We start from the raw sequence: 23,185 nt of genomic DNA on the forward strand, positions 1-23,185 counted from the left end.
CGAGAGCTTTGAAGAGACGGGCCCTGCGGAGCATCACTCCGCGGGGCCTTGGCTCGTCAGGGCCGAATTTGCGCGAAACCGCGTCATGGCCCGATCGGCGATGGCCGCCAGCGCAAAGCCGATGCAGGTGGTGCCGGCATCGACCAGAAAGTCCTCCAGCCGCGCATGCCGTCCCGGTGCCCAGAATTGCATCAGTTCGAGCAGGCCGATCAGCACCACGGCGATGGCGGTGGTCGACAGGCGGCGGCGCGGATAGGCGAGGCCGAAGGCTAGTCCCACCAGGACGAAGGCAAGGGCGTGTTCGCCGTCCTGGCCGAGGTCGGAATGGGGCCGTAGGCCGGGCGGGCCAAGGGTTGCAAAGGCGACGGCGGCGGCAAGCAGCCAGGCAGAGGAACGAACCAAAATGGACATCCGCACCGCTTAGCATGGATTGCAGCAGGCTGCCGAGGGGCCGGGATCAGATCGCCGTGTAGTTAATGACGAAACGTTAAAACGGCTCGCGCACGCCAAGGCCGTGCATGAAGCGTTCCCGGATTTGTACGGGATCGCGTCGGGTGGCGCCGACGCCGGGTTTGTCATCGATACGAACGGCGATCAGGCAGGGCTCGCTGGCCGACATGGCTTCCTCGACCAGACGCTCGAAATCCTCCTCGTCCGCGGCCCAGGCGCTGTTGGCAAGCCCGGAGCCGGTCGCGATGGCGACGATGTCAGCCACGTTCGCGGCCGGTGTCGGCTGCGCGCCGGTGATCTGGTAGATACCGTTGTCCATCACGATCATGATGAGGTTCTTCGGCTTCAGCGCCGCGATCGTCGAGAGCGCGCCGAGCTGCATCAGCAGCGAGCCGTCGCCTTCGAGCGCAAAGACGCGTCGGTCCGGCTGCGCCAGCGCCACGCCCAGCGCAATCGGGAAGGCGAGCCCCATGCTGCCGAGCATGTAGAAATTCTGCGCACGGTGGCCGGCGGCCCAGAGGTCGAAATTGGTGTTGCCGATGCCGCCGATCACGGCTTCCTCGTGCTCGAGTTTCGCGATCAGGCGGGAGGTGACGTCGAAGCGGTTCATCACTTTGGTGTTGCGCGCGTCTGTATTCATTTGGGCCGACCTCACTTGTCGAACACCTTGCCGCCCGTGAGCAGCGGGTTGAGGATCAGGGCCACCGGGGCCTGCGTCGTGACGGCCTGCTTGATCGAACGGTCGGCGATGAATTCGAGCTCATCGAGCCGGGTGATGGTGTGATGCTCCAGCGCCAGCGAATCCAGCACCGGACGCATGGTGCGGCAGACCAGTGACTGGCCGTAGTTGAACTCGCCGAGCGTGCCGCGCTCGGATACGAACATGATCAGTGGAATCTGGTAGGGCACCGCGAGCGAGGCCAGCACGTTGGCGAGCGTCGCAAAGCCCGAGGTCTGCATCAGCACCGCGCCCCGCCGTCCGCCCATCCAGGCGCCCGAGATGATGCCGACGGCCTCCTCCTCGCGGGCGGTGGCAAAGGTGGTGAAGAACGGATCGGCGTGCAGGTTCTTGATCAGCGGCGTCAGCACGCGGTCGGGCACGTAAGGGACGAGGCTGATCTCGTTCCGCTTCAGGGTTTGCAGGACGATGCCGTGCCAGCTCTTGTCACTGGAGGTCTGCGCCGCCTCGGACGAGGTCTGTTGCTCCGCAATCGCCATTGCGTTCTCCCTTCGACCGCGCAGCTTCTTGGTGTTTTGCCTTTGTCGTGGCCATCGTCTTGGCCGTCGCGGCGGTCTGCCGAACTTGACGCAGGCAGCGGGATTGTCAACATGTCCGGGCTGCACCGTGATCTGCGCCAGACGACCTGCCGCGGCCGGTGCCGCCGTGTCATAAGCGGCAATAACAAGAGAACGGAGGAACGCATGACAGGAGCGCGCGAAGCGCTGGCCCTGCGGATCTCCTGGAGAGAGCCGGAAGGGTCCTGATGTCCGTCAACAGCAAGCGCGTCTTCTACGTCAAATATCTGGCCAACCCGATCTACATCGACATCCTGAGGGCGCGGCCCGACGTCCGGCTCGATCGCATCGAGAACGAGAGCCCCGCGGAATATTTCGCGCCGATCATCGAAGCGGCTCATGTCTACCAGATCGGCGCTGCCCGCGACGAACTGGCCCCGCACTTCCATGTCGATCCTGCCTTCCTGAAGCGCGCGCCGAACCTGCTGCTGGTCTCCAGCAACGGCGCGGGATTCGATCCTGTCGACGTCGAGGCCTGCACCGATGCCGGCGTGCTGGTCGTCAACCAGTCCGGCGGCAATGCCCATTCCGTCGCCGAGCATGCGCTGGCGATGATGCTGACGCTGTCCAAGCGCATCATCCAGTCCGACCGCAAGCTCCGCAGGGAGTCCAACGTCAATCGCAACGAACTCGTCGGCAACGAGATCGAGCACAAGACCGTCGGCATCATCGGCCTCGGCAATGTCGGTCGCCGCATCGCCGCGCTGTGCAAGGGCCTGTTCGGCATGAAGGTGCTGGCCTACGACCCTTACTTGACGGCCGAGGTGATGGCCGAGCGGGGCGGCGAGAAGGTGGAGCTCGACGAGCTCTTGCGCCGCGCCGACTTCGTCTCGATCTCCTGTCCGCTCGACAAGGGCAGCCGCAACATGATCAGCGTGCGCGAGTTTGGGTTGATGCAGCCGCATGCGTACTTTATCACCACGGCGCGCGGCTTCATCCACGATGAAGATGCGCTGCTCCAGGCGTTGCGTGACAAGCGCATTGCGGGCGCCGGTCTCGACGTCTGGTCCAAGGAGCCGCCGCCGCCGGAGCATCCGCTGCTCCAGTTCGATAATGTGCTGGCGAGCCCGCATACCGCCGGCGTCACGATCGAGGCGCGGCAGAACATGGGCCGCATTGCGGCCGAGCAGGTGCTGCAGACGCTCGACGGCAAGCGCCCGCCGCGTATCATCAATCCGGAGGTCTGGCCACGCTATGCCGAGCGATTCAAGCAGGCGTTTGGTGTGACGCCGGCGTAGTCGGCAGTCGCTTTGTCCTTCCGTGGGCGGCGCTCCTGCTGCCGAATGATCGGCGGACGGGAACCGCGCCCGACTTTGATCCGCGTCAAAATCTCCCTCCCGGATTCCGCCTAAATGGGATTAGAGTGAGCGCCGCCGGGGCAGGCAGGAGGTCCCATGTCAACTTATGTGGTCAGGTTCATGAAGGACGTGCTCGGCCAGTACGGCCGGCAGATCGAGGTGTGCCAGGGCACGCTCGAGATCGACGCTTCCGACGAGGACGAAGCCAGAGAGCGGGCGAAGGCAAGGTTTTGCGAGGACCAGGCGTTGCACCACTGGTCGTTGCATGCCGACCGCATCCAGGTCAGACCGGCTGACTTTCCGTCGTGAGCGCCTAGCGCCGGGGCGCCGTGACAGGTGGCGCAGTGACGCCAGCGCCGAGCGAGCGCTGTACCATGACGGTGTCGGACCAGTGACCGTGGCGATAGGCGACACCACACAGAAGGCCGGCGCGCGCGAAACCGAACTTCTCGTGCAACGCCAGCGAGGGCGCATTGTCGGCATCGATATAGCCAATCATCTGGCGGAAGCCGGCGGCTGCACAAGCATCGATCAATTCCTGGAGCAACAGCCGTCCGACCCCGCGGCCAAGATGCTCGTGGTGGACGTAGATCGAATGCTTGGCGGTGTAGCGATAGGCTGGACGCTTGCGGAACAGCACGGCGTAGGCATAGCCCACGACTTCGCCGCGGTAGGCCGCGACCAGATGCGGCAGGCGGGTCTGCTTCAGGTTCTTGCGCCGGTCGCGCAGATCGTCCGGCTCGGGCGCACCGGTTCCCTCGACGTCGCGCGGCACGCCGTTGCGGACGTGATGGCGGTAGATCGCCAGCATCCCCTCGACATCGCTCTCGCGTGAGGGCCGGACCAGGACCGGCCCGTCATCCGGGCGCGCAATCGCAGTTTCGTTCATCGGCACCTACTCGGTAACGACGTAAGTATAGAGCCCGATGCGCCCCTGCGCATCGATCTCCTTGTAGACGCCCTGGATTTCCACGTCGAAGCCCGGGAACGTGTTGAAGCAGGTCTCGAACATCTTGAGATAATCCAGCATGGGCTTGGCCCGTTCCGTCAGCCGCTCGCCGGGCACGATGGTGGCGATGCCGGGGGGATAGACCACGAAGGGTGTGGTGGCGATACGGCCCGTGATCGCCTCGATCGGCAGATAGTCGACATCGTTGCGGAACAGGTAGCGCGCGGCATCGCGGGGCGACATCACGATGTCAGGCATATGCTCGGGCATGAACTGTCGCGCCTGAAGCGCGCTGACGTCGGCGGCGCGAAAGAAGCGGTGCATCTCGCCGCAGAGGTCGCGCAGCCGCACGCCGGCATAGCGCGCCTGCCGCCGCTGGGAGAATTCCGGGATAACGTCCGCAAGCAGCGCATTGTCGTCGTGCAGCCTCTTGAAGGCGACGAGACCAGAGATCAGCGTGCCCGCCTTGCTTGCCTCGACGCCCGGGGTAAGCAGGAAGAGCAGGGAGTTGAGGTCGTTCTTCTCGGGGACGATGCGGTTCTCGCGCAGATATTGCGCGACGACCGGGGCGGGGATGCCGTGATCGACATAGCCGCCGGTGATGCGATCGAAGCCGGGCGTGAGCAGCGTCAGCTTGTTCGGATCGGTCATGGCGAAGCCCTCGCTGAGGCCAGGGAAGCCATGCCAGGCGCTGTCGGGGGAGAGCTGCCACAGCGCAGGATTGGTGGCGAGCTCGTCGGTGGAGAGTGTTTCCCAGGCGACGTTGTGCGAAGCGCCGGCGTGGCTGACATCGGGAATGGCGACGCGATCGGGGACGAAGGGTTCGAAGAACCAGCGCCTGTCCGGATTCTGCTCCTTCTCCTCGAACTCCCTGCGCATCGCGCGGATCTTCTTGCGCAGCTCGACGCCGAGCCGGATGGTGTCGTCCCACAGCACTTCGCCGGAGCGGCCCTTCATCATCTGCGCGCCGACGTCGAGCGAGGCGAACAGCGGGTAGAATGGCGACGTGGAAGCGTGCTGCATGAAACTTTCATTGAAGCGGCGGTGCTCGACGCGTCGCTTCTGGCCGCGGATGTGACGATCCTTGATGTGGATTTGGGATGCCTGCGAGAAGCTCGCGAGCTGCTTGTGGGTCGACTGCGTCGCGATGATCCCGGGTGCCTCGGGGGGAAGGTTCGCCAGCCCCATGGCGAAGCGGCCTGCATAGAGCGGGTGGAACTTCATGAAGCCTGCCCAGGCCTCGTCGAACAGGATATACTCGCAGAGATGGCCGATGCGCTTCAAGATCATCTCGGCGCTGTGGATGGTGCCGTCATAGGTGCACTGCTCGACCACGGCGACGCGGAACGGCCGCTCCTTGCGCCAGGCGTCCTTGTCCGTGACCAGGGGATGATTGCGGATTGCCTCGCGCAAGGCTTTTTCGTCGAGCATATCCCAGCGCATCGGGCCGATCAGGCCCCAGGCATTGCGGATGGTCGGCACGTAGACCGGGACGCCGCCATTGATCATCAGCGCGCCGTGATGGGCAGCCTTGTGGTTGTTGCGGTCGAACAGTACGAGATCGCCGTCGGTGACGAGGGCGCCGAGCGCAACCTTGTTCGAGGTCGAGGTCCCGTTGAGCACGAAATAGGTCTTTTCGGCGCCAAAGATCTGGGCGGCTTCCTTCTGTGCCTTCAACGCCGGTCCTTCATGGGTGAGGAGGTCACCGAGGTCGAGCACGGAATTGTCGAGATCGTCGCGAAATACGGACTCGCCGAGATGTTCGACGAAGACCCGTCCGATCGGGCTGCGGTTGTAGAACACGCCGCCATTGTGGCCCGGACAGGTCCATAGCTGGTTGCCCTCCTCGGCATAGTCGACCAGCGCGCCGAAGAACGGCGTCTTCAGCGTCTCTGCATATTGCTTCAGACGGCTGATCAGGTTCTTGGCGATGAAGGTCGGTGTCTCCTCGGACAGGAAGACATAACCGTCGATGAAGTCGAGCACCTCGACCGGGAGATCCTCGAACCGCTTGCGCCGGATCAGGAGGATGATCGGGAAATCGAGGCCGCGCCGCCGCATCAAGTTGATCAGCGCCGAGGTCTTGCCCTCCAGGCCCTTCTTGCCCCAATCCACCACCATGCAGCCGATCGCGGCATCGGTCTGCACCGCCATCTCCGCGTCCTCCAGCTTGCGGGCGCGAACGACCTCGAAGCCGGAACGCTGGATCTCCTCGATGATCTGGTTGAAGCGCACGCCTTCGAGGTCGTCGGCGTCGAACACAGGTGCGGCAAACAGGAAGTTGAAGCGCTTGAAATAATCCATTGTCCATCCCGAATGTGCGAGACCGACAGGTCTCGACACATTTGATGACAGCTGGATGACAGCGGGCGCGATCCCGAGCGGGCCGGTCGGATGACCGGCGTCTCAGTCGAGAAGCTTGTCCAATGTGATGGGGAAGCGGCGGATGCGCTTGCCGGTGGCGTGATAGACGGCGTTTGCGATCGCCGCGGGGACGCCGACAATGCCGATTTCGCCAATGCCCTTGATGCCGAGCGCGTTGATGTGCGCGTCCGGCTCGTCGACGAAGATCACGTCGATGTCGCGAACATCTGCATTCACCGGGATGTGGTACTCGGCGATGTTCGCGTTCATGATCCGTCCGAAGCGGTGATCCATCACCGTCTCCTCGTGCAGGGCCATCCCGATCCCCCAGACCACGCCGCCCATGATCTGGCTGCGGCCGGTCTTGGTGTTGAGAATCCGTCCGGCCGCGACGGCGCTCACGACCCGCGTCACGCGAATGACGTTTAGCTCCTCGTCCACCTTGACCTCGGCAAAGACGGCCGAATGGGTATTGCGCGCGTGCTTCTTGTCCTCATCGAACTGGTTGAGCTTCTCCTTCTCGATACGTTCGACGCCGCCATGGCGCATCGCGTCGGCGATCGAGACTGCGCGGCTGTTGTCGCTGGCGCTGGCAATGCTGCCGTCGATCAGGACCGTATCGGCCAACGCGGTGCCGGCGAGCGGCGAGCCAGGGATTTTCCCGGCCAGACCTAACACCTCCTTGCGCACCTCCTCGGCGGCTGCGAGCACCGCATGTGCGCTCGAGGCAGCCATCCAGGAGCCGCCCTCGACAGGCGCCTGCGGCAGGGTGGAATCTGCGAGCCGGACGCTGATGTTCTCGATCGGCAGGCCGAGTGCGTCGGCCGCGACCTGCGCCACAATGGTGTAGGTGCCGGTGCCGATGTCGGATGCGGCACATGACACCTCGGCATGTCCGTTCGACGTCAGCACGATACGGACGGCAACCGGCATCTGCAGTGCTTCCCACACGCCTGTCGCCATGCCCCAGCCGACCAGATCCTTGCCGTCGCGCATCGAGCGCGGCGCAGGATTGCGGCCGCTCCAGCCGAAGGCGTCCGCGCCGCGCGCGTAGCATTCGCGCAATTGCTTGCTGGTGTAAGGGAGGTTTTCGCTCTGATCGCGGTCCGAGTAGCACTTCAGCCGCAGTTCGACCGGATCGAGCTTGAGCGCGACGGCAAGCTCGTCCATGGCGCATTCGAGCGCGCAGACGCCCGACGCCGCGCCCGGTGCGCGCATGTCGCAGGGCGTGGAGACGTCAAGGTGAACCAGCTTGTGGGAGAAGCGGCTGTTCGGGCTCTTGTAGAGCTGTTCGGCCCAGCCGGTATCGTTGCGGGCAAAATCCTCGTAGCGCGAGGTGACGGCAATGGCCTCGTGCGTGACCGCGTCGAGCGTACCGTCCGATTTTGCGCCGAGCCCGACGCGCTCGATGGTCATCGGCCGGTAGCCGAGCCCGTACATCTGCTGCCGCGTCAGCACGACGCGAACGGATCGCTCTAGCGCGAGCGCGCCAAGCGTTGCCAACACCACCTGATATTGCGGCCGCAAGCCGGAACCGAAGGCGCCGCCGACGTATGGCGAGACCACCCGAATGTCATCCGGCTTCTTGTCGAACACGCCGCAGAGAAATTTCTGGACGTTCTGGACGCCTTGAGTCTTGTCGTAGATCGTGAGCTTGCCATGGCTGTCCCAGACCGCCGTGGTCGCGTAGAGCTCCATCGGGTTGTGATGCTCGGTCGGTATCACGTAGTCCGCCTCGTGGCGCACATCAGCTTCCGCAAGGGCGGCTACGGCGTCGCCCCGCGGCTTGTGCGGCTTGTCTTTTTCGGCCGCGTTGCTGCGCTCGCCTTCGAGGTCGGTCGCAAACCCATGCTGCTCATATTCGACCCGCACGAGAGTCGCGGCAAATTTCGCGGTTTCCCAGTCCTCCGCGACGACCAGTGCGATCGGCTGGCCATTGAACTTGATCGTGTCATCATAAAGCGGACGGAAAGGCGAGCCTTCCTCGGGCGCCACCTCGTCCTTCCACGCCTCGTCCTTGTCGGCCAGCGGCGGACGGTTCGCATGCGTGAGCACGTCGATCACGCCCTTGATCTGCAGCGCCGCATCGGTGTCGAGGCGGGCAATGCGCCCGCATGGAATGGTGGCCTCGACGACGAAGCCATGGAGGAGCCCATCGGCCGGAAATTCGCCGGCGTATTTGGCGGCCCCGGTGACCTTGGCCCGGCCGTCGACACGCGACGTTGGCGTTCCGACATAAGCGTTCATAGGGTCCTCACGCGATCTTCTTGTGGGCCTGGGATTGCGGCGTGGCGTTGGCCGCCTGTGTCAGCGTCCGCACGACGGCGCGGCGTGCGAGCTCGATCTTGAAGCCGTTATGTGAGCGGGCCGTTGCTCCCTGGAGCAAGAGATCCGCGGCGTGCGAGAAATGATCGGGCGTCGCGGCTTGGCCACGCAGGCCCGCTTCAGCTTCGAGGCTGCGCCAGGGCTTGTGAGCCACGCCGCCGAGCGCCACGCGCGCCCCGCTGATCGCGTTGCCCTCCAATTCGAGTGCGGCGGCAACCGAAACCAGAGCAAAAGCATAGGACATCCGGTCGCGAACTTTGAGGTAGCTGTAGTTGTGAGCAAAGCCGCGCGGCGGCAGTTCGATCGCCGTGATGATCTCGCCGGTGCCGAGGTTGGTATCGACATGAGGCTTATCGCCAGGCAGCCGATGGAAATCGGTCAGCGCGATGGTGCGTTCGCCGGAGGGACCCGCGATGTGCACGAGCGCGTCGAGCGCGGCAAGCGCCACGCTCATGTCGGATGGGTTGGTCGCGATGCAAGCGGCGCTCGTGCCCAGGATCGCATGGTTGCGGTTAAGGCCGTCCATTGCGGAGCAGCCGCTGCCGGGATGTCGCTTGTTGCACGGCGTGGCCGTGTCATAGAAATAGGCGCAACGCGTTCGCTGCATCAGATTGCCGCCAACGGAGGCCATGTTGCGCAATTGCGCCGACGCGCCGGCCAGGATGGCGCTGGCGAGCAGGGGATAGCGCTGCTCGATCAATGGATGGTAGGCGAGGTCCGAGTTCGGCACCAGGGCGCCGATGCGCAAGGACCCGTCGGTCGTCTCCTGGACCTCCCGGAGCGGCAGGCGGGAAATGTCGATCAGCCGGGAGGGGCGTTCGACATTCTCTTTCATCAGGTCGATCAGATTGGTGCCGCCGGCGATCAGCTTGGCGCCGGGATCGGCGGCGAGCAGGCGGATCGCGTCGGCGACATCGTTGGCTCGGGCGTATTGGAAGTTGTTCATGGCTGGCCCATTGCCTGCTGGATGGCGGCGACGATGTTCGGATAGGCGCCACAGCGGCAGAGGTTTCCGCTCATGAGCTCCCGGATCTCGTCGGAATCACGGGCGCGGCCTTCGGCGAGCAGTCCGGCCGCCGAACATATCTGTCCCGGCGTGCAATAGCCGCACTGGAAGGCGTCATGGTCGATAAACGCCTGTTGCACGGGATGCAGCGCGCCGTCCTTGGCAAGACCTTCGACAGTCGTGATCTCCGCGCCGTCCTTCATGACGGCGAGCGTGAGGCACGAATTGACGCGCCGGCCATCCACCAGCACGGTGCAGGCGCCGCACTGACCATGGTCGCACCCCTTCTTGGTGCCGCTCAGTGCAAGATGATCCCGCAAGGCGTCGAGCAGCGTTGTCCATGGCACGAGATCGAGCGTGTGACTGACGCCGTTGACGACAAGATGGATCGGGATTCGTTCGGAAATCTGATGCGTGACATCGCCCATGTCCTGCTCCCTGCGACGGCGACCGTGCCGGACGTCAGCCGTGTTGACGCGGGGGCACGCCTCCACCGGCCAATAGCGCCCAACGGACCACCGACCGGTTGGTTCCTTTTGATTCCCTTGCCGGCAGTTCGCTTTCCGAGAGTTGCGGTCAGCGCTTTACTTCGCCGAACACCACATTCGGCACGGCGCGGTTGACGACCTCGCGCAGCGCGAAGCTCGATTGTACCCGCGCGACGCGCGGCAGGCGCGACAGCTCCATGCGATGGATGCGCTCGAAATCCTGGATGTCGCGGGCGAGCACGATCAGGATGTAGTCGTCGGTCCCCGACATCAGGAAGCAGCGCACGACGGACGGGCATTTCACCACTTCCGCCTCGAACGCCTTCAACGCCTCGTCGCTTTGGCTTTCCAGCGCGATGCGGACCAGCACCGTGGTGGTGAGGCCGAATTGCGCGAGGTCGAGCGTGGCCTGATAGCCTTGGATGTAGCCGTCGTCCTCAAGCGCCTTCTGCCGCCGCGCGAGCGCGGTGCTTGATAGCCCAACCTTGTTGGCGAGCTCGGTGTGGCTGGCCCGCGCGTTGGTCGTGAGTTCCGCGAGGATGGCGAGATCTTTCCGGTCCAGGGCCAAAGTTTCGTTTCCAGCGTGAAAGGGCGTTTGCGCGCCGGAAACCGGCGCAGGGAGGCCAAAGCTAGCGGATATTTGCACGAAACCAAACCGGGCAGGTCGCTACGATCATGAGGTGAATCAAAAGGAGGCCCGGGATGCGCGTCGGTTTGCCCAAGGAAATCAAAGTGCAGGAATATCGCGTCGGGCTCACCCCGGGCGCAGTCCGCGAATATGTCGCGGCCGGGCACGAGGTGACGGTCGAAACCGGCGCGGGTGGCGGCATCGGCGCATCCGACGATGTCTATAGGCGGGCAGGGGCCGCCATTGCCGACAGCGCGCGCGAGATATTTGCGAAGTCCGACATGATCGTGAAGGTGAAGGAGCCCCAGAAAAGCGAGTGGGCCCAGCTCCGCGAAAGCCAGATCCTGTTCACTTATCTCCATCTCGCGCCGGATCCCGAACAGGCCAGGGGTTTGCTCGCCTCCGGCTGTACTGCGATCGCCTATGAAACCGTCACCGACGCGGCCGGTCACCTCCCCCTGCTTGCGCCGATGAGCGAAGTCGCCGGCCGCCTCGCCATCGAGGCCGCCGGCGCCGCGCTCAAGCGCTCGGCCGGCGGCCGCGGGCTGCTGCTGGGCGGCGTTCCCGGCGTGCAGCCGGCGCGGGTCGTCGTGCTCGGCGGTGGCGTAGTGGGAACGCAAGCCGCGCGCATGGCCGCGGGCCTTGGCGCCGAAGTCACCGTGATCGACCGCTCTATTCCTCGATTGCGGGAGCTTGACGATCTCTTTGCAGGGCGCGTGCGCACCCGCTTCTCCACCATCGAGTCAGTCGAGGAGGAGGTGTTCGCTGCCGACGTCGTGATCGGCGCGGTGCTGGTGCCGGGCGCGAGTGCGCCCAAGCTCGTCACGCGTGCGATGCTGGCATCGATGCGACCGGGCGCCGTGCTGGTCGACGTCGCGATCGATCAGGGCGGCTGCTTCGAGACCTCGCACCCGACCACGCATGCCGATCCGACCTATCTGGTCGACGGCGTCGTGCATTACTGCGTGGCCAATATGCCCGGCGCGGTGCCGGTGACGTCGAGCCAGGCGCTGAACAACGCGACGCTGCCGTTCGGCCTGATGCTCGCGAACAAGGGTTTTGCTGCGGTATTGGAAAATCCACATCTGCGCAACGGACTGAATGTGCATCGCGGCCGCATCACTAACAAAGCGGTGGCCGAAAGCCTCGGGCTGGAGTTTGCTCCGGTGGGGAGTGGGCTGGCGGCGTAGCGTTGCTGCTCATACCGGCTTGCGATGGCGGCTGCCGAGCGCGGCCTCGATCGTCTCAGGCTTCTCGATGCGTTCGATCAACATGTCGATGCGGTCGCCGCCCCAGAACAGCTCGCCGTTGAACACCATGGTCGGTACGCCGAATACGCCGAGCGCTTCGGCCTCGTCGATGATGCGGTCATGCTCGGCGCGGGCAGGGCCGTGGACGTAAGCTTCGAACTCACTGGCTGAGCCACCGCAGGACGTGATGACGTCGGTGATTGCGGCGAGATCGTCGATCTCGAGCTCATGGCTCCAGAACCGACGAAACACCGTGTCGTGATAAGGCCGGAAGAAGCCGTGCTGTTGGGCGAACAGCATGCCGACGCTGGAATAGAACGCGTCGTAGATCCGCCGGGGCCCTTTCATGACGAGGCCCTGCGCATTGGCATAGCGCCGCGCGTCCATATAGGCATAGCGGACCTTGCGCCAGAAATGCGGCGTGCGCTCTTCCACGGTCCCCATGAATTCGGCGACGCGTAGCGTATAGGGCAGCCATTCGAGCTCGACGCCGTGCGTCTCCTGCAGTTCGAACAGGCGCTTGTTGGCGACGAACGCGTAAGGGCTCTTGTAATCCGTGTAGATGCGCACGCGGGGGTTTGGCATAGGCGGATTCCTTTCATAGGCGCGGCGCTACCTGCTCACCGGGGAGCGGGTGCTCAAATAGGCCGGAAGAAGAAAACTATTGCCTCGGGTCCGTCCAGCGGAAGGAGTTTCCCCTCCGGGAGGCAAAAAAGCCAATCGCTTCCATTGCTGTTTGAGGCCGAAACGACGACATTTCCATCAGAAATTGATGGATTGACTGCTATGGAACGCACCAGATTTGAGCCTTTCGGCGAGCAATTGGTGTCCGCAACGGACACCCAACCGCGCTCGCGCGGGTCAAAGCTGCTGCTGCGGGTCGGCACCGGCCTGTTCTGGTCGCTGGTCGCCGGCATCGTGCTGGCGCGTGCGGCCTTCTTCGAGCCCGGCGTCTACGACGGCTTCAGCCGCGTCGCCTCGCTGGCCAAGAGCCTTATCTTCTGAGGGTGCCTGATCTTCTAAGGCGCGCCTGACCTTCTAAAGGGCGCCTGGCCTTCCGAGCCGGATTATTCCGGGCTAAGGATAGAACTTCCCTCGGCCCTGATATGTCGAAAACTTATTTCCCAATCGGATGGCGCTGCGTATAAATCCTTCTCCTTGGGGAGAGATTTGTGTCGCAGAATCAAGCATCCAGCCCGGCCGACGCCAAGCCGACCACGGCCACTGGCCGCATCGTCGCGCTGATTCCCGGAATCCTCCTCTGCATCGCCGTGGCCGGTGTTTCGGCCCTCCTCGAACGGGCGGAATTGGGCGTCTTCGAGCATCCCTACGTCGAGGCGCTGGTGATGGCGATCTTGCTCGGCATGGCCGTGCGCAGCTTCTGGAAGCCCGCGCCGCGCTGGCAGTCCGGCATCGCCTTCAGCGCTAAGCAGCTGCTCGAAGTCGCCGTCATGCTGCTGGGGGCCTCGATCAGCTTTGCTGCTATCGCGGCGTCCGGCGTCGCGCTGTTGGCATCGATCGCGGCCGTCGTCGTGGTCGCGCTCTGCGTTTCCTTCGGCATCAGCCGCCTGCTTGGTCTCTCGACGCGGCTCTCGATCCTGATCGCCTGCGGCAACTCGATCTGCGGCAACTCGGCGATTGCGGCGGTGGCGCCGATCATCGGCGCCAACAATGACGAGATCGCATCGTCGATCTCCTTCACCGCGATTCTCGGCGTGATGATGGTGCTCGGCCTGCCGCTGCTGATTCCGCTGCTGCAGCTATCGGCCACGCAATACGGCATCCTCGCAGGCCTCACCGTCTATGCCGTGCCGCAGGTGCTGGCCGCGACGGTACCGGCGGGGCTCGTCTCGACGCAGATCGGCACGCTCGTCAAGCTGATGCGCGTGCTGATGCTCGGGCCGGTGGTTGTCGGCCTCTCGCTGACGGCCTCGCGCTGGCACAGCGACGCCAAGAAGACCAATGTCGGCTTCTTCCGCCTGGTCCCGTGGTTCATCCTCGGCTTCCTTGCGCTGGCGACCCTGCGCTCGCTCGAGATCGTGCCGTCCACGGTGGTTGCGCCGATCACGCGGATCACGGGCTTTCTCACGGTGGTGTCGATGGCCGCGCTTGGCCTGGGTGTCGATGTCAAGGTGCTTGCCAATGTCGGGGGGCGGGTGACGGCGGCCGTAACGTTGTCGCTGCTGCTGCTGCTCGGCATCAGCATCGCGCTGGTGCACTGGTTCAAGTAGAAGCAATCGCGCGGCGATGGCAGTGCACCCTCTCCCCCTGTGGGAGAGGGTGGCTCGCCGCGCAGCGGCGAGACGGGTGAAGGGTTCTATCCGCGAGTCAATCTGTAGCAGGGAGCACGCGGAAGCATACCCCTCATCCGGCGCTTCGCGCCACCTTCTCCCACAAGGGGAGAAGGGAAGTAACCGTCGAGAAATCGCTAAATCACATCCGCGAGCGAATGCCCGTGCAGCTCGATGTTCAGCCCCTGCATGCCCATGTCGTTGAGCTCGCCGCCCATCGCCTTGATGCTTTCCTCACGGATCAGCGACATCAGTCCGCGGCGCAATGCCAGGAATTCCGACGACATCATCATCGACTGCTGCCGCGGCCGCTCCAGCGGGATCGGAATCTCCGCCTTGATCGAGCCGGGGCGGGCGGTCATGCAGTAGACGCGGTCGGATAGGAAGATCGCCTCGTCGATGTCGTGGGTGACGAACAGCACCGAGATCTTCAGCCGCTGCCACATGTTGGTGAGGATCTGCTGCATGATGACGCGGGTCTGTGCGTCGAGCGCGCCGAAGGGTTCATCCAGCAGCAGCACTTTGGGCCCCGTCGCGAGCGCGCGGACGATGCCGACGCGCTGCTTCATGCCACCCGAGAGTTTCTCGGGATAATGCTTTTCGAAGGCTTCGAGGCCCGCCAGTCCCAGCAGCGTGCGCGCGGCGCGCTCGCGCTGCGAGCGCGGCATGCCGCGCATCTTCAGACCGAACTCGACATTCTCCCGCACCGTCTTCCAGGGAAACAGCGAATATTGCTGGAACACCATGCCACGCTCGGCGCTCGGACCGTTCACCCTCTCGCCGTCGACGGTGACAATGCCCGTGGTCGGTTTGAGGAAACCGGCGACCGCGTTGAGCAGCGTCGACTTTCCGCATCCGGAGGGCCCGACGATCGAGACGAACTCGCCAGGCTTCACATGAATCTGCGTATCGGTGACGGCTTCGACCGGCCCCTCGATGCTGTCGTAGCTGAGGGAGAAGTTTTTGACCTCGATATGGCCCTGCGGTGCCTTGACAACGATCTCGCTCATCTTGACCTCCACGGCATCACCAATTGTCCGGCGCCTCGGATCAACATGCTCGATCCGAGGCCGAGCACGCCGATCGCGATCATGCCGAGCGCGATGTCGGCATACTGGACCAGCGAATAGGCCTCCCAGGTGAAATAGCCGATGCCGTACTGCCCCGAGATCATCTCGGCGGCAATCAACGACACCCAGGCCACGCCCATGCCGACGGTGAGGCCGGTGAAGATGTGCGGGAGCGAGGCCGGAAAATACACATCGCGGAAGATCGAGCGCTCCCGCGCGCCGAGACATTGCGCGGCGCGCACCAGCACGGGATCGACCAGGGACATGCCGTGCAGCGTGTTGACCAAGATCGGGAAGAACGAGCCGAGGAACGTGATGTAGACGATACTCTGCTCGTTGGTCGGCCACAGCATGATGGTCATCGGCACCCAGGCGATCGCCGGGATCGGCCGCAGCACCTCCGCCACGGGGAAGATGATCTCGTGGACCAGCTTGAAGCGGCCCATGATCAGGCCGAGCGGCACCGCAACGATGGCCGCGAGCGAGAAGCCGAAGAAGATGCGCCGGCAGCTCAAGAGGACGTGCAGCAGGAATTTCGGATCGTGGATCGCCTTGGTGAAGCTCGCATAGACCGCGAGCGGCGAGGGCACGTTGGTGAAGCGCACGAAGAACACGACGCGATAGGTCGTCAGCAGGTGCCAGACCAGCAGGAAGGCAAGCAGTGAGATGATGCCGATGGCGGTCGCGCGCAGCCCGCCCCGGTTGAGCCGATACCAGCGCAACGCGAGCGTGCCGAAGGAGGGCGGTGATGCGGGTGGCGTGGAGGCGGGCATGGCGCTTGCCTCCGCGATTGCACTTGCCGGCATGCTGTCTTCGGGATGTCTGAGGAGGGCGGGACTGCTCACGTCTTGCCCCCGCCGACCGCCGCCTTCACCGCGTCGTCGAAGCCGAGCACCTTGCCGCTGATCTTGGCGGCATAGGCTTCGGCGTCCTTCTTCAGCAGGAACGGCACAACCTCGCCATTGCCGACCGCGAAGAAGGCCTGGTCGGCGAACAGCTTGATGCCGCGGGTGGTATCGAACACGTAGGCGACGTTGATCTTCTTGCCCTTGGCCTTGTAGTCGGCATAGGCGCCGAGCGTGCAGGTGGTTGACGAGAAGGGCATGATGCCGGCCTCGTCAACCCAGACCTCGCCGGCCTTGCGCGGATCGGCGATCGGCTTCTTGCAGAAGGAATCTTCACCGGAGATCTCGTAATTTTTGGTGCTCGCAAGCTGCGCGTCATAGTCGAGCTTCATCTCGGAATAGGCTTTGCGGATGTAGCTGTCGTCGACCCATTTCTTCGGATCGAACTCCTTCATCCGGCCGAGGTTCTGCAGCACCTTGACGTCGGCCGTAGCGGCGTCGATCAGCGCCGGCTTGACCGAGGGATCGGTGGTCATGTTGCCGCTGGGGCCGAGGAAGATGTAGACGACCTCCTTGTTAATGCCGGTCCATTCCTGGATCTTCTCGGCGGCGAGCTTGGGATCGTCACGCAGCCATTGATTGGCGGCGATCAGCGCCTTGAAGTAGGCGACGACGACCTCGGGATATTTCTCGGCGAAATCGGTGCGGACCACGATGCCGTGGAAGGTCGGCAGATTGGTCTCGACGCCGTCAAAGATCTTTCGCGCAAAACCGCGGAACGGCAGCAACTCGGCGAACGGAACGAAGTCGGCATGCGCGTCGATCTTCTTCTCCTGGAGATTGGTCGAGCCGACCTCCGGGCTCTGGCTGACCAGCTGGAAGAAATCCGATGCATAACCGCGGTCCTGCATCGCCTTCAACACCATGCCGTGCGCAGCAGAGCCGAACGGCACGCTGACGAGCTTGCCCTTGAGGTCGGCGAGATCGTAGTAGGGCGAATCCTTGTGAACGACGATGCCGTTGCCGGAGCCCGACAGGCTGTAAGCGGCGATGCCGATCAGCCGGCTCTTGCTCTCAGGATTGCTGTCGAAAGTGAAGCCGTTCACGATCAGCGGATAGTCGCCCATCATGCCGATCTGCAGCTTGTTGGCCATCATCGCGTTGGTGACGGGCGGACCGGAGGTGAAATTCTGCCACTCCAGCTCGAACTTGATGTTGGCGTATTTGCCGTCCTTCGGCAGATATTTCTCGAGGAGGTGGAGCTGGCGGATGACGACGCCGGCGGTCACCGTGTTGGTCGTGGTGTCCTGCGTTCCGATGCCGAGCGTAACGGTTTCCGCCGCGGCCGGCTGCGCGAGGAGAAGCGCCAGCGACGTCACCGACATCGCGATCGAGAGCGTGGGAAGATGGCGGACCATTCTCATCCTCATTCGGTTGGATGTGCTGTGGTTGCCATGATTGGGTGAGGGCGTGGGCAGGGCAAATCCGGAATGAGCGCCACAGTCGATTAGTTGCCGGGAAAAGTCGATTGCATACTCCTTGGGCAGTCCTGCACTATAAAGCCGCTTGCATGGGCACCGGCCCTAGTCAGACCCTTGCCCTCGCATCTCTTCCAGCACGTCGGGCCGGCAGACCACGATCTGCGAGCGCTTGGTCAGCACGATTCCCTTCTCCTGCATGCGCTTCAGGCTGATCGTGACCCATTGCCTGGTGGCGCCGACCATGTGGGCGATATCCGCATGGGTGAAAGCTGCGGCGATCACCCGGCCGTCGGCGTCCTCGACGCCGTAGAGATCGACGAGATGCAGCAACAGATGCGCAAGGCGCTGTGTGATCGAGCGCGTTCCCAGCATCTGGGCCAGCGCTGAATAGCACTTCCCCTTGAAGGTCAGGCCTTCGATCAGGCCGATCGCGAGGTTCGGGATCTCGACCGCAAGGGATCGCAGCTCCTTTCCGGGCAGATGCACCACGCTGCAATTGCTGGATGCAACGCCGGACCATTGATGCACGGTGCCTTCGAACACTTCCGGCCCGCCGACAAAATTGCCGACATGCCAATAGGCCAGCGTGATCTCGCGGCCGAGCGGAGAGGTGTAGAACACCCGGATACGGCCGCTCTCGATCAGCCAGATACCGTCATGCTTGCCACCCTGGCTGAACAGCGTCTGGCCACGGTTGAGGACTTTTCGGCGGCCCTGCTTCAGCACCAGCTCCCGCTCGCGCTGGCTGAGCTTGTCCATCAACGCCGGCGGTCCGCCGATCCATTGCTGGTTCTCGGTGAGCAGCAGCGAGGAACCGCCGGCAGGCCGGATCGTGGCGGGAACCGTCCCGCGAACCACATTGGCCGCCGCCTGCAACATCATCTGCCTCCGGAACGTTCAAACCGTTCTAAAGAGGAGCAATGTCCGTGCCAGATTCACTCCGCTGTCATCGCCCGGCTTGACCGGCGATCCAGTATTCCAGAGACGTGAATGAGTTATCGAGAAGCTGCGGCGTACTGGAGTCCCCGCCTTCGCGGGGAATGACAGCGGAGTTTGGAGGACGACCTGTCGCGTCTACCGCCCCGCCAGGCTCAACAAATACGGCTTCGGGTAAATCCCACGATTGTGCCCATCCGAAAAAGAGATGTTCAGCCCGTAACCGAGATCGCCGATCTCGGTGATCGCGATGCCTGGAAACCGCTCGGGGAAGCGGCCGTCGAAGCGGGCGCGGGTGCAGTGGGCGCATTTGCAGGAGAGGCGGAGCGTTTCCGCCGGCAAGTCCAGCGTGTCGTCCTCAGCGGTGCGGACGCGGAGCGTCGCGAGGTCGGCGCTTGCTTCGTAATCTGCCACGGTCGGTGCCACCAAGGTCATGACGTGTCTCCGACCCTTCTCTACGTTGCCGCAGCGCTGCTGCGATAGCAACTAATTGCCAGGCGCAGGTGCGCGACGCTGATCTTCGCTGCCTGCTGTTCGATCATCGCCCGCGAAATGTGAAACTAATCGACCGGGAATTTCAGTTCGGCGTTGCCGGATTCCTGTCTCTCCGAAACCTTGTGCGCAATCGAGGTCAGGAGAGACAATGAGCGCATTTCAAAAGGAAACGGTCCTGTCGGTCAGGCACTGGACCGATAGCCTGTTCAGCTTCACCGCGACGCGCGATCCGGGCTTCCGCTTCCAGAACGGCCAGTTCGCGATGATCGGGCTGGAAGTCGAGGGCAAACCGTTGCTGCGGGCCTACAGCATGGCGAGCGCCAATCACGAGGAGGCGCTCGAGTTCTTCTCGATCAAGGTGCAGGACGGTCCGCTGACCTCACGCCTTCAGAAGATCAGGGAGGGTGACGTCATCCTGGTTGGCCGCAAGGCCACCGGCACGCTGATCACCGGCAATCTCATTCCCGGCAAGCGCCTGCTGCTGCTCTCGACCGGAACGGGGCTCGCGCCGTTCGCCAGCCTGATCAAGGACCCCGATGTCTACGAGAATTACGAGACCATCGTGCTCGCCCATGGTTGCCGCCAGGTCTCCGAGCTCTCCTATGGCGAGCACCTCGTCGAAGGGCTGCGCAATCACGAGTTCTTCGGGCCGTTGATTCGTGACAAGCTCGTCTACTACCCGACCGTCACCCGCGAGCCGTTCAGGAATCGCGGCCGCATCTCCGACCTGATCGCGTCGAACCAGATGTTCGACGACATCGGTCTGTCAGGCCTCGATATCGAGACCGACCGCATCATGCTGTGCGGCAGCCCGGCGATGCTGGAGGAACTTCCCGCGATGTTGTCCGCACGTGGCTTTGTCGAGGGCAATCACAGCCGGCCCGGCCATTTCGTGATCGAAAAGGCCTTTGTCGAGCGCTGAGGCGCAAATCGCACCCCGGCGACAACTAATTGCTATCGCCGGGACGCCTGCTGAACAAATCTGATGCAAAGGCGCCGGATCTGCCGGCGGACCAGGAGCAAGCGATGTCACTAGATCAGATCGTCGACGGACTTTCGGAGGTTTCCTGTGACGTGCTCGTCATCGGCGGCGGCACGGCCGGCCCGATGGCAGCGCTGAAGGCGAAGCTGAAGAACCCGAAGGCCAACGTCGTCCTGCTCGAAAAGGCCAACGTCAAGCGCTCCGGAGCCATCTCGATGGGCATGGACGGCTTGAACAATGCCGTCATTCCCGGCTACGCGACGCCGGAGCAGTACACCAAGGAAATCACCATCGCCAATGACGGCATCGTCGATCAGAAGGCGGTCTACAAATACGCGCAAAATTGCTACTCGATCATCGAGGAGCTCGACAGTTTCGGCATCCGCTTCCTGAAGAATGAGAACGGCGACTACGCCGTCAAGAAGGTGCACCACATCGGCACTTACGTGCTGCCGATGCCAAACGGCGAGACGGTGAAGAAGGCGCTGTATCGCCAGCTCCGCCGCGCCCGCATCCTGATTTCCAACCGCTACATGGCGACGCGGCTGCTCAAGTCCGCAGACGGCCGCATTGCCGGCGCGATCAGCGTCAACACCCGCACCGCCGAGATGCTGGTGATCAAGGCCAAGGCCGTCATCCTGTGCATGGGCGCCGCCGGCCGTCTTGGCCTGCCGACCTCCGGCTACATGTTCGGCACCTACGAGAACGCGGCCAATTCCGGTGACGGCTATTCCATGGCCTATCACGCCGGTGCGGCGCTAGCGAACCTCGAATGCTATCAGATCAATCCGCTGATCAAGGACTATAACGGCCCGGCCTGCGCCTACGTCGCCGGTCCCTTCGGCGCCTTCACCGCCAACAACGAGGGATCGCGCTTCATCGAATGCGATTACTGGTCCGGCCAGATGATGCTGGAATTCTACAACGAGCTGCTGTCCGGCAAGGGCCCGGTGTTCCTCCAGCTCAAGCATCTTCACCCCGACACCATCTCGGAGATCGAATCGACGCTGCACAAGGTCGAGCGTCCCACGCGCGGCCTGTTCCAGCAGGGGCGCGGTGTCGACTACCGCAGCGAGTCGATCGAGATGCATATCTCCGAGATCGGCTTCTGCTCCGGTCACAGTGCGTCAGGCGTGTTCGTCGACGACAACGCGCGCACCACCGTGCCGGGCCTTTATGCCGCCGGCGACATGGCGAGCGTGCCGCACAATTACATGCTCGGCGCCTTCACCAACGGTTCGGTCGCCGGCATCGACGCGATGGAGTTCGCGGACAATCACGACTTCGCGGAATTCGACGCGGCCGATGTCGCCAGCGAACGTGACCGCGTGATGGCGCCGACCAAACGCGAGGACGGCATTCCGCCGAACCAGATCGAGTACAAGACCCGGCGTCTCGTCAATGACTATCTCCAGCCGCCGAAAGTCACGCGCAAATACGAGCTCGGCATGCGCCGGCTCGCCGAAGCGAGGGAAGACATGCAGGAGCGCATGATCGCGCGCAACGCGCACGAACTGCTCCGCGCGCTCGAAGTCCAGTCGATCATGGATTGTGCGGACATGGCAGTGCATGCCTCGCTCTACCGCGAGGAAAGCCGCTGGGGCCTCTATCACTGGCGGACGGATTTCCCGGAGAAGGACAACGAGAACTGGTTCTGCCACACGCTGCTCAGCAAGCAGGACGGCAAGATGACCAGCGAGAAGCGTGCCGTGGAGCCCTATATCGTCCCGATCGCTGACGATGAGAAGGATCTCTACGACAAGCAGCGCATCCGCGCGACCGCCTGACCCGCCGCACAAATAACAGGAGACATACGATGCCTCTCGCTTCTTATCAGACATCGGTTCCGGTGGTCGTCGACGACGCCAAATGCATCGCGGACAAGGGCTGCACGGTGTGCGTCGACGTCTGCCCGCTGGACGTACTGCGGATCAGCGATATGACCAACAAGGCCTACATGGCCTATGACGAATGCTGGTACTGCATGCCCTGCGAGGCGGATTGCCCGACCGGCGCCGTCACCGTCAACATTCCATATCTCCTGAGGTAGTCATGTCGAGCCCGTTCGAATCCTACGACGATCTCGAAGATGCCGACGAGCGGCTCCAGGCCGCCGATCCAGGGGAGCGCCGCGTCGCCATCATAGCGCTCGGCCATTCCGGTGATCCCGCAGCGGTCGGCCATCTCGCCAAAATGGTCGCCGATCCCGACGCCGGCGTCCGCCAGCAGGTCGCGATGGCGCTCGGCGAGTTCGACGGGCCGGAGGCCGCCAGCGCGCTGATCAAGCTGCTGGTCGATCCTGAGAGAATCGTCGCGGCCGCCGCGGCCGACAGCATGGCCGAGTTCAAGGATCCGGCTTGCGCCGAAATCATCCTGCCGCTGGTCAAGCATGCCCACGCCTTCGTCCGCATGGGCGCGTTGCGTGCGCTGAAGGAGCTGCGCTGCAAGGATACGCTGAAACCGGCGCTCGAAGCGCTCCAGGATGCCGACGCAGCCGTGCGGGTGCAGGCGATCGGCGTGATCGGGTTCCTCAAGCTGGAGGAATCAATTCCGGCGCTGACCGCGCTGATCAACGATCCCGACGCGCATGTGCGCCGTGCCGCCGTCAGTGCGCTAGCCTTCTCGCAGATGAAGCCCGCGGCCGAGATGATCACGCGCGCGTTGAAGGATTCGGACTGGATGGTGCGGGAGATGGCCGCCGAAACGCTGGGCCTCAACGTCAACGGCTCGATCGCCGCCGACCAGCTCATCGCTTCGCTCAGTGACGAGTTCTGGCAGGTTCGCCTGAAGGCAATCCGCAGCCTTGGCCGGATGAAGATCGAGCGCGCGGTTCGCCCGATCGGAAATTGCGTCAACCACGACCAGGCTAATTTGCGGAAAGAGGCGGCTGCCGCGCTCGGCGAGATCGCCCACCACGACGGCGAAGCGTTCCTCGCCGTCATCGCCGACGATCCCGATCCCGAGGTGCGCAAGAACGCGCGCTGGGCGCTTCAGCAGATTGCGGCCCGAAAAGCACGGGCGGGGGCATAGA

The 23,185-nt window shown here is 63.6% G+C and carries 24 protein-coding genes; 9 read left to right on the forward strand and 15 right to left on the reverse strand.

Translation table 11 applies throughout. From position 1 onward, the window contains the following. Positions 1–33: 33 nt before the first annotated feature. From AC0L20_RS19640 to AC0L20_RS19650, 3 genes are all read right to left on the reverse strand, one after another. Positions 34–411, reverse strand: a complete 378-nt coding sequence (locus AC0L20_RS19640) for a VanZ family protein (RefSeq protein ID WP_473291028.1) — start codon at positions 409–411, stop codon at positions 34–36. A 76-nt stretch (positions 412–487) separates the two neighbouring features. Next, positions 488–1,090, reverse strand: coding sequence for a thiamine pyrophosphate-dependent enzyme (locus AC0L20_RS19645; RefSeq protein ID WP_473291032.1), 603 nt, complete (start codon positions 1,088–1,090; stop codon positions 488–490). An 11-nt stretch (positions 1,091–1,101) separates the two neighbouring features. Beyond that, a complete protein-coding gene (locus tag AC0L20_RS19650; protein WP_473291036.1) occupies positions 1,102–1,668 on the reverse strand; it encodes a thiamine pyrophosphate-binding protein in 567 nt (188 codons plus the stop codon). Between the two features lie 266 nt (positions 1,669–1,934). On the opposite strand from AC0L20_RS19650, the gene AC0L20_RS19655 reads away from it, so the two are divergent. Further along, positions 1,935–2,984, forward strand: coding sequence for a hydroxyacid dehydrogenase (locus AC0L20_RS19655; protein ID WP_473291039.1), 1,050 nt, complete (start codon positions 1,935–1,937; stop codon positions 2,982–2,984). Positions 2,985–3,140: 156 nt separating this feature from the next. Next, positions 3,141–3,353: a hypothetical protein gene (locus AC0L20_RS19660; RefSeq protein WP_007608382.1), complete on the forward strand. Its 213-nt coding sequence runs from the start codon at positions 3,141–3,143 to the stop codon at positions 3,351–3,353. A gap of 4 nt (positions 3,354–3,357) precedes the next feature. Here AC0L20_RS19660 and AC0L20_RS19665 read toward each other — a convergent pair whose 3' ends face one another. The 6 genes from AC0L20_RS19665 to AC0L20_RS19690 all read right to left on the reverse strand — a co-directional run bounded on the left by AC0L20_RS19665 (position 3,358) and on the right by AC0L20_RS19690 (position 10,744). Next, complete coding sequence (locus AC0L20_RS19665) at positions 3,358–3,933, reverse strand: GNAT family N-acetyltransferase (protein ID WP_473291043.1); 576 nt, start codon at positions 3,931–3,933, stop codon at positions 3,358–3,360. A 6-nt stretch (positions 3,934–3,939) separates the two neighbouring features. Continuing rightward, positions 3,940–6,297, reverse strand: coding sequence for an Orn/Lys/Arg family decarboxylase (locus tag AC0L20_RS19670; RefSeq protein WP_456765098.1), 2,358 nt, complete (start codon positions 6,295–6,297; stop codon positions 3,940–3,942). Between the two features lie 102 nt (positions 6,298–6,399). Next, positions 6,400–8,604, reverse strand: coding sequence for a xanthine dehydrogenase family protein molybdopterin-binding subunit (locus AC0L20_RS19675; protein ID WP_473291047.1), 2,205 nt, complete (start codon positions 8,602–8,604; stop codon positions 6,400–6,402). Positions 8,605–8,611: 7 nt separating this feature from the next. Continuing rightward, positions 8,612–9,628: an FAD binding domain-containing protein gene (locus AC0L20_RS19680; protein WP_473291050.1), complete on the reverse strand. Its 1,017-nt coding sequence runs from the start codon at positions 9,626–9,628 to the stop codon at positions 8,612–8,614. Then, positions 9,625–10,116: a (2Fe-2S)-binding protein gene (locus tag AC0L20_RS19685; protein ID WP_247359813.1), complete on the reverse strand. Its 492-nt coding sequence runs from the start codon at positions 10,114–10,116 to the stop codon at positions 9,625–9,627. The genes AC0L20_RS19680 and AC0L20_RS19685 overlap by 4 nt, the downstream gene beginning before the upstream one ends. Positions 10,117–10,264: 148 nt before the next feature. Then, a complete protein-coding gene (locus AC0L20_RS19690) occupies positions 10,265–10,744 on the reverse strand; it encodes an Lrp/AsnC family transcriptional regulator (RefSeq protein ID WP_473291056.1) in 480 nt (159 codons plus the stop codon). Between the two features lie 134 nt (positions 10,745–10,878). On the opposite strand from AC0L20_RS19690, the gene ald reads away from it, so the two are divergent. Then, a complete protein-coding gene (gene ald / locus AC0L20_RS19695; protein ID WP_473291060.1) occupies positions 10,879–11,994 on the forward strand; it encodes an alanine dehydrogenase in 1,116 nt (371 codons plus the stop codon). 9 nt (positions 11,995–12,003) lie between these two features. On the opposite strand, the gene AC0L20_RS19700 is transcribed toward ald, so the two are convergent. Beyond that, a complete protein-coding gene (locus AC0L20_RS19700; RefSeq protein WP_473291062.1) occupies positions 12,004–12,639 on the reverse strand; it encodes a DsbA family protein in 636 nt (211 codons plus the stop codon). Between the two features lie 201 nt (positions 12,640–12,840). Between AC0L20_RS19700 and AC0L20_RS19705 the strand changes: the two genes are divergently transcribed. Both AC0L20_RS19705 and AC0L20_RS19710 read left to right on the forward strand, forming a co-directional pair. After that, positions 12,841–13,059, forward strand: coding sequence for a hypothetical protein (locus AC0L20_RS19705; protein ID WP_007593267.1), 219 nt, complete (start codon positions 12,841–12,843; stop codon positions 13,057–13,059). A 167-nt stretch (positions 13,060–13,226) separates the two neighbouring features. Further along, positions 13,227–14,285: a YeiH family protein gene (locus AC0L20_RS19710; protein ID WP_473291065.1), complete on the forward strand. Its 1,059-nt coding sequence runs from the start codon at positions 13,227–13,229 to the stop codon at positions 14,283–14,285. 197 nt (positions 14,286–14,482) lie between these two features. Here AC0L20_RS19710 and AC0L20_RS19715 read toward each other — a convergent pair whose 3' ends face one another. The 5 genes from AC0L20_RS19715 to AC0L20_RS19735 form a co-directional block, all read right to left on the reverse strand. Next, a complete protein-coding gene (locus AC0L20_RS19715; RefSeq protein ID WP_473291068.1) occupies positions 14,483–15,355 on the reverse strand; it encodes an ABC transporter ATP-binding protein in 873 nt (290 codons plus the stop codon). Next, the gene (locus AC0L20_RS19720) at positions 15,352–16,260 is read right to left on the reverse strand and encodes an ABC transporter permease (RefSeq protein WP_473291071.1); all 909 of its coding nucleotides are present in this window, start codon (positions 16,258–16,260) and stop codon (positions 15,352–15,354) included. Before AC0L20_RS19720 ends, AC0L20_RS19715 begins: the two co-directional genes overlap by 4 nt. Further along, positions 16,257–17,678, reverse strand: coding sequence for an ABC transporter substrate-binding protein (locus tag AC0L20_RS19725; protein ID WP_473291074.1), 1,422 nt, complete (start codon positions 17,676–17,678; stop codon positions 16,257–16,259). Before AC0L20_RS19725 ends, AC0L20_RS19720 begins: the two co-directional genes overlap by 4 nt. A gap of 165 nt (positions 17,679–17,843) precedes the next feature. Beyond that, positions 17,844–18,623, reverse strand: coding sequence for a Crp/Fnr family transcriptional regulator (locus AC0L20_RS19730; protein WP_456765088.1), 780 nt, complete (start codon positions 18,621–18,623; stop codon positions 17,844–17,846). A 192-nt stretch (positions 18,624–18,815) separates the two neighbouring features. Next, positions 18,816–19,112 carry a gamma-butyrobetaine hydroxylase-like domain-containing protein gene (locus AC0L20_RS19735; RefSeq protein WP_007608406.1) on the reverse strand — a complete coding sequence of 99 codons (297 nt, stop codon included), beginning with the start codon at positions 19,110–19,112 and terminating at the stop codon, positions 18,816–18,818. A gap of 208 nt (positions 19,113–19,320) precedes the next feature. Between AC0L20_RS19735 and AC0L20_RS19740 the strand changes: the two genes are divergently transcribed. The 4 genes from AC0L20_RS19740 (at position 19,321) to AC0L20_RS19755 (ending at position 23,184) form a co-directional block, all read left to right on the forward strand. Beyond that, entirely contained in the window at positions 19,321–20,094 is a 774-nt protein-coding gene (locus AC0L20_RS19740) for a ferredoxin--NADP reductase (RefSeq protein WP_473291080.1), read from the forward strand. Positions 20,095–20,198: 104 nt separating this feature from the next. Then, the gene (locus AC0L20_RS19745) at positions 20,199–21,941 is read left to right on the forward strand and encodes a fumarate reductase/succinate dehydrogenase flavoprotein subunit (protein ID WP_007608408.1); all 1,743 of its coding nucleotides are present in this window, start codon (positions 20,199–20,201) and stop codon (positions 21,939–21,941) included. Positions 21,942–21,970: 29 nt separating this feature from the next. Beyond that, positions 21,971–22,204 carry a 4Fe-4S dicluster domain-containing protein gene (locus AC0L20_RS19750; RefSeq protein ID WP_007593252.1) on the forward strand — a complete coding sequence of 78 codons (234 nt, stop codon included), beginning with the start codon at positions 21,971–21,973 and terminating at the stop codon, positions 22,202–22,204. A 2-nt stretch (positions 22,205–22,206) separates the two neighbouring features. Beyond that, on the forward strand, positions 22,207–23,184 hold the full coding sequence (locus AC0L20_RS19755) for a HEAT repeat domain-containing protein (protein WP_473291083.1): 978 nt from the start codon (positions 22,207–22,209) through the stop codon (positions 23,182–23,184). Position 23,185 lies beyond the last annotated feature (1 nt).

This window comes from Bradyrhizobium sp. Kon58, from assembly GCF_055807455.1.

Coding starts and splice junctions, on each gene's coding strand:
- AC0L20_RS19640 (WP_473291028.1), bottom strand. CDS start 411: ATGTCCATTTTGGTTCGTTCCTCTGCCTGGCTGCTTGCCGCCGCCGTC.
- AC0L20_RS19645 (WP_473291032.1), bottom strand. CDS start 1,090: ATGAATACAGACGCGCGCAACACCAAAGTGATGAACCGCTTCGACGTC.
- AC0L20_RS19650 (WP_473291036.1), bottom strand. CDS start 1,668: ATGGCGATTGCGGAGCAACAGACCTCGTCCGAGGCGGCGCAGACCTCC.
- AC0L20_RS19655 (WP_473291039.1), top strand. CDS start 1,935: ATGTCCGTCAACAGCAAGCGCGTCTTCTACGTCAAATATCTGGCCAAC.
- AC0L20_RS19660 (WP_007608382.1), top strand. CDS start 3,141: ATGTCAACTTATGTGGTCAGGTTCATGAAGGACGTGCTCGGCCAGTAC.
- AC0L20_RS19665 (WP_473291043.1), bottom strand. CDS start 3,933: ATGAACGAAACTGCGATTGCGCGCCCGGATGACGGGCCGGTCCTGGTC.
- AC0L20_RS19670 (WP_456765098.1), bottom strand. CDS start 6,297: ATGGATTATTTCAAGCGCTTCAACTTCCTGTTTGCCGCACCTGTGTTC.
- AC0L20_RS19675 (WP_473291047.1), bottom strand. CDS start 8,604: ATGAACGCTTATGTCGGAACGCCAACGTCGCGTGTCGACGGCCGGGCC.
- AC0L20_RS19680 (WP_473291050.1), bottom strand. CDS start 9,628: ATGAACAACTTCCAATACGCCCGAGCCAACGATGTCGCCGACGCGATC.
- AC0L20_RS19685 (WP_247359813.1), bottom strand. CDS start 10,116: ATGGGCGATGTCACGCATCAGATTTCCGAACGAATCCCGATCCATCTT.
- ald (WP_473291060.1), top strand. CDS start 10,879: ATGCGCGTCGGTTTGCCCAAGGAAATCAAAGTGCAGGAATATCGCGTC.
- AC0L20_RS19700 (WP_473291062.1), bottom strand. CDS start 12,639: ATGCCAAACCCCCGCGTGCGCATCTACACGGATTACAAGAGCCCTTAC.
- AC0L20_RS19705 (WP_007593267.1), top strand. CDS start 12,841: ATGGAACGCACCAGATTTGAGCCTTTCGGCGAGCAATTGGTGTCCGCA.
- AC0L20_RS19715 (WP_473291068.1), bottom strand. CDS start 15,355: ATGAGCGAGATCGTTGTCAAGGCACCGCAGGGCCATATCGAGGTCAAA.
- AC0L20_RS19725 (WP_473291074.1), bottom strand. CDS start 17,678: ATGGTCCGCCATCTTCCCACGCTCTCGATCGCGATGTCGGTGACGTCG.
- AC0L20_RS19730 (WP_456765088.1), bottom strand. CDS start 18,623: ATGATGTTGCAGGCGGCGGCCAATGTGGTTCGCGGGACGGTTCCCGCC.
- AC0L20_RS19735 (WP_007608406.1), bottom strand. CDS start 19,112: ATGACCTTGGTGGCACCGACCGTGGCAGATTACGAAGCAAGCGCCGAC.
- AC0L20_RS19740 (WP_473291080.1), top strand. CDS start 19,321: ATGAGCGCATTTCAAAAGGAAACGGTCCTGTCGGTCAGGCACTGGACC.
- AC0L20_RS19745 (WP_007608408.1), top strand. CDS start 20,199: ATGTCACTAGATCAGATCGTCGACGGACTTTCGGAGGTTTCCTGTGAC.
- AC0L20_RS19750 (WP_007593252.1), top strand. CDS start 21,971: ATGCCTCTCGCTTCTTATCAGACATCGGTTCCGGTGGTCGTCGACGAC.
- AC0L20_RS19755 (WP_473291083.1), top strand. CDS start 22,207: ATGTCGAGCCCGTTCGAATCCTACGACGATCTCGAAGATGCCGACGAG.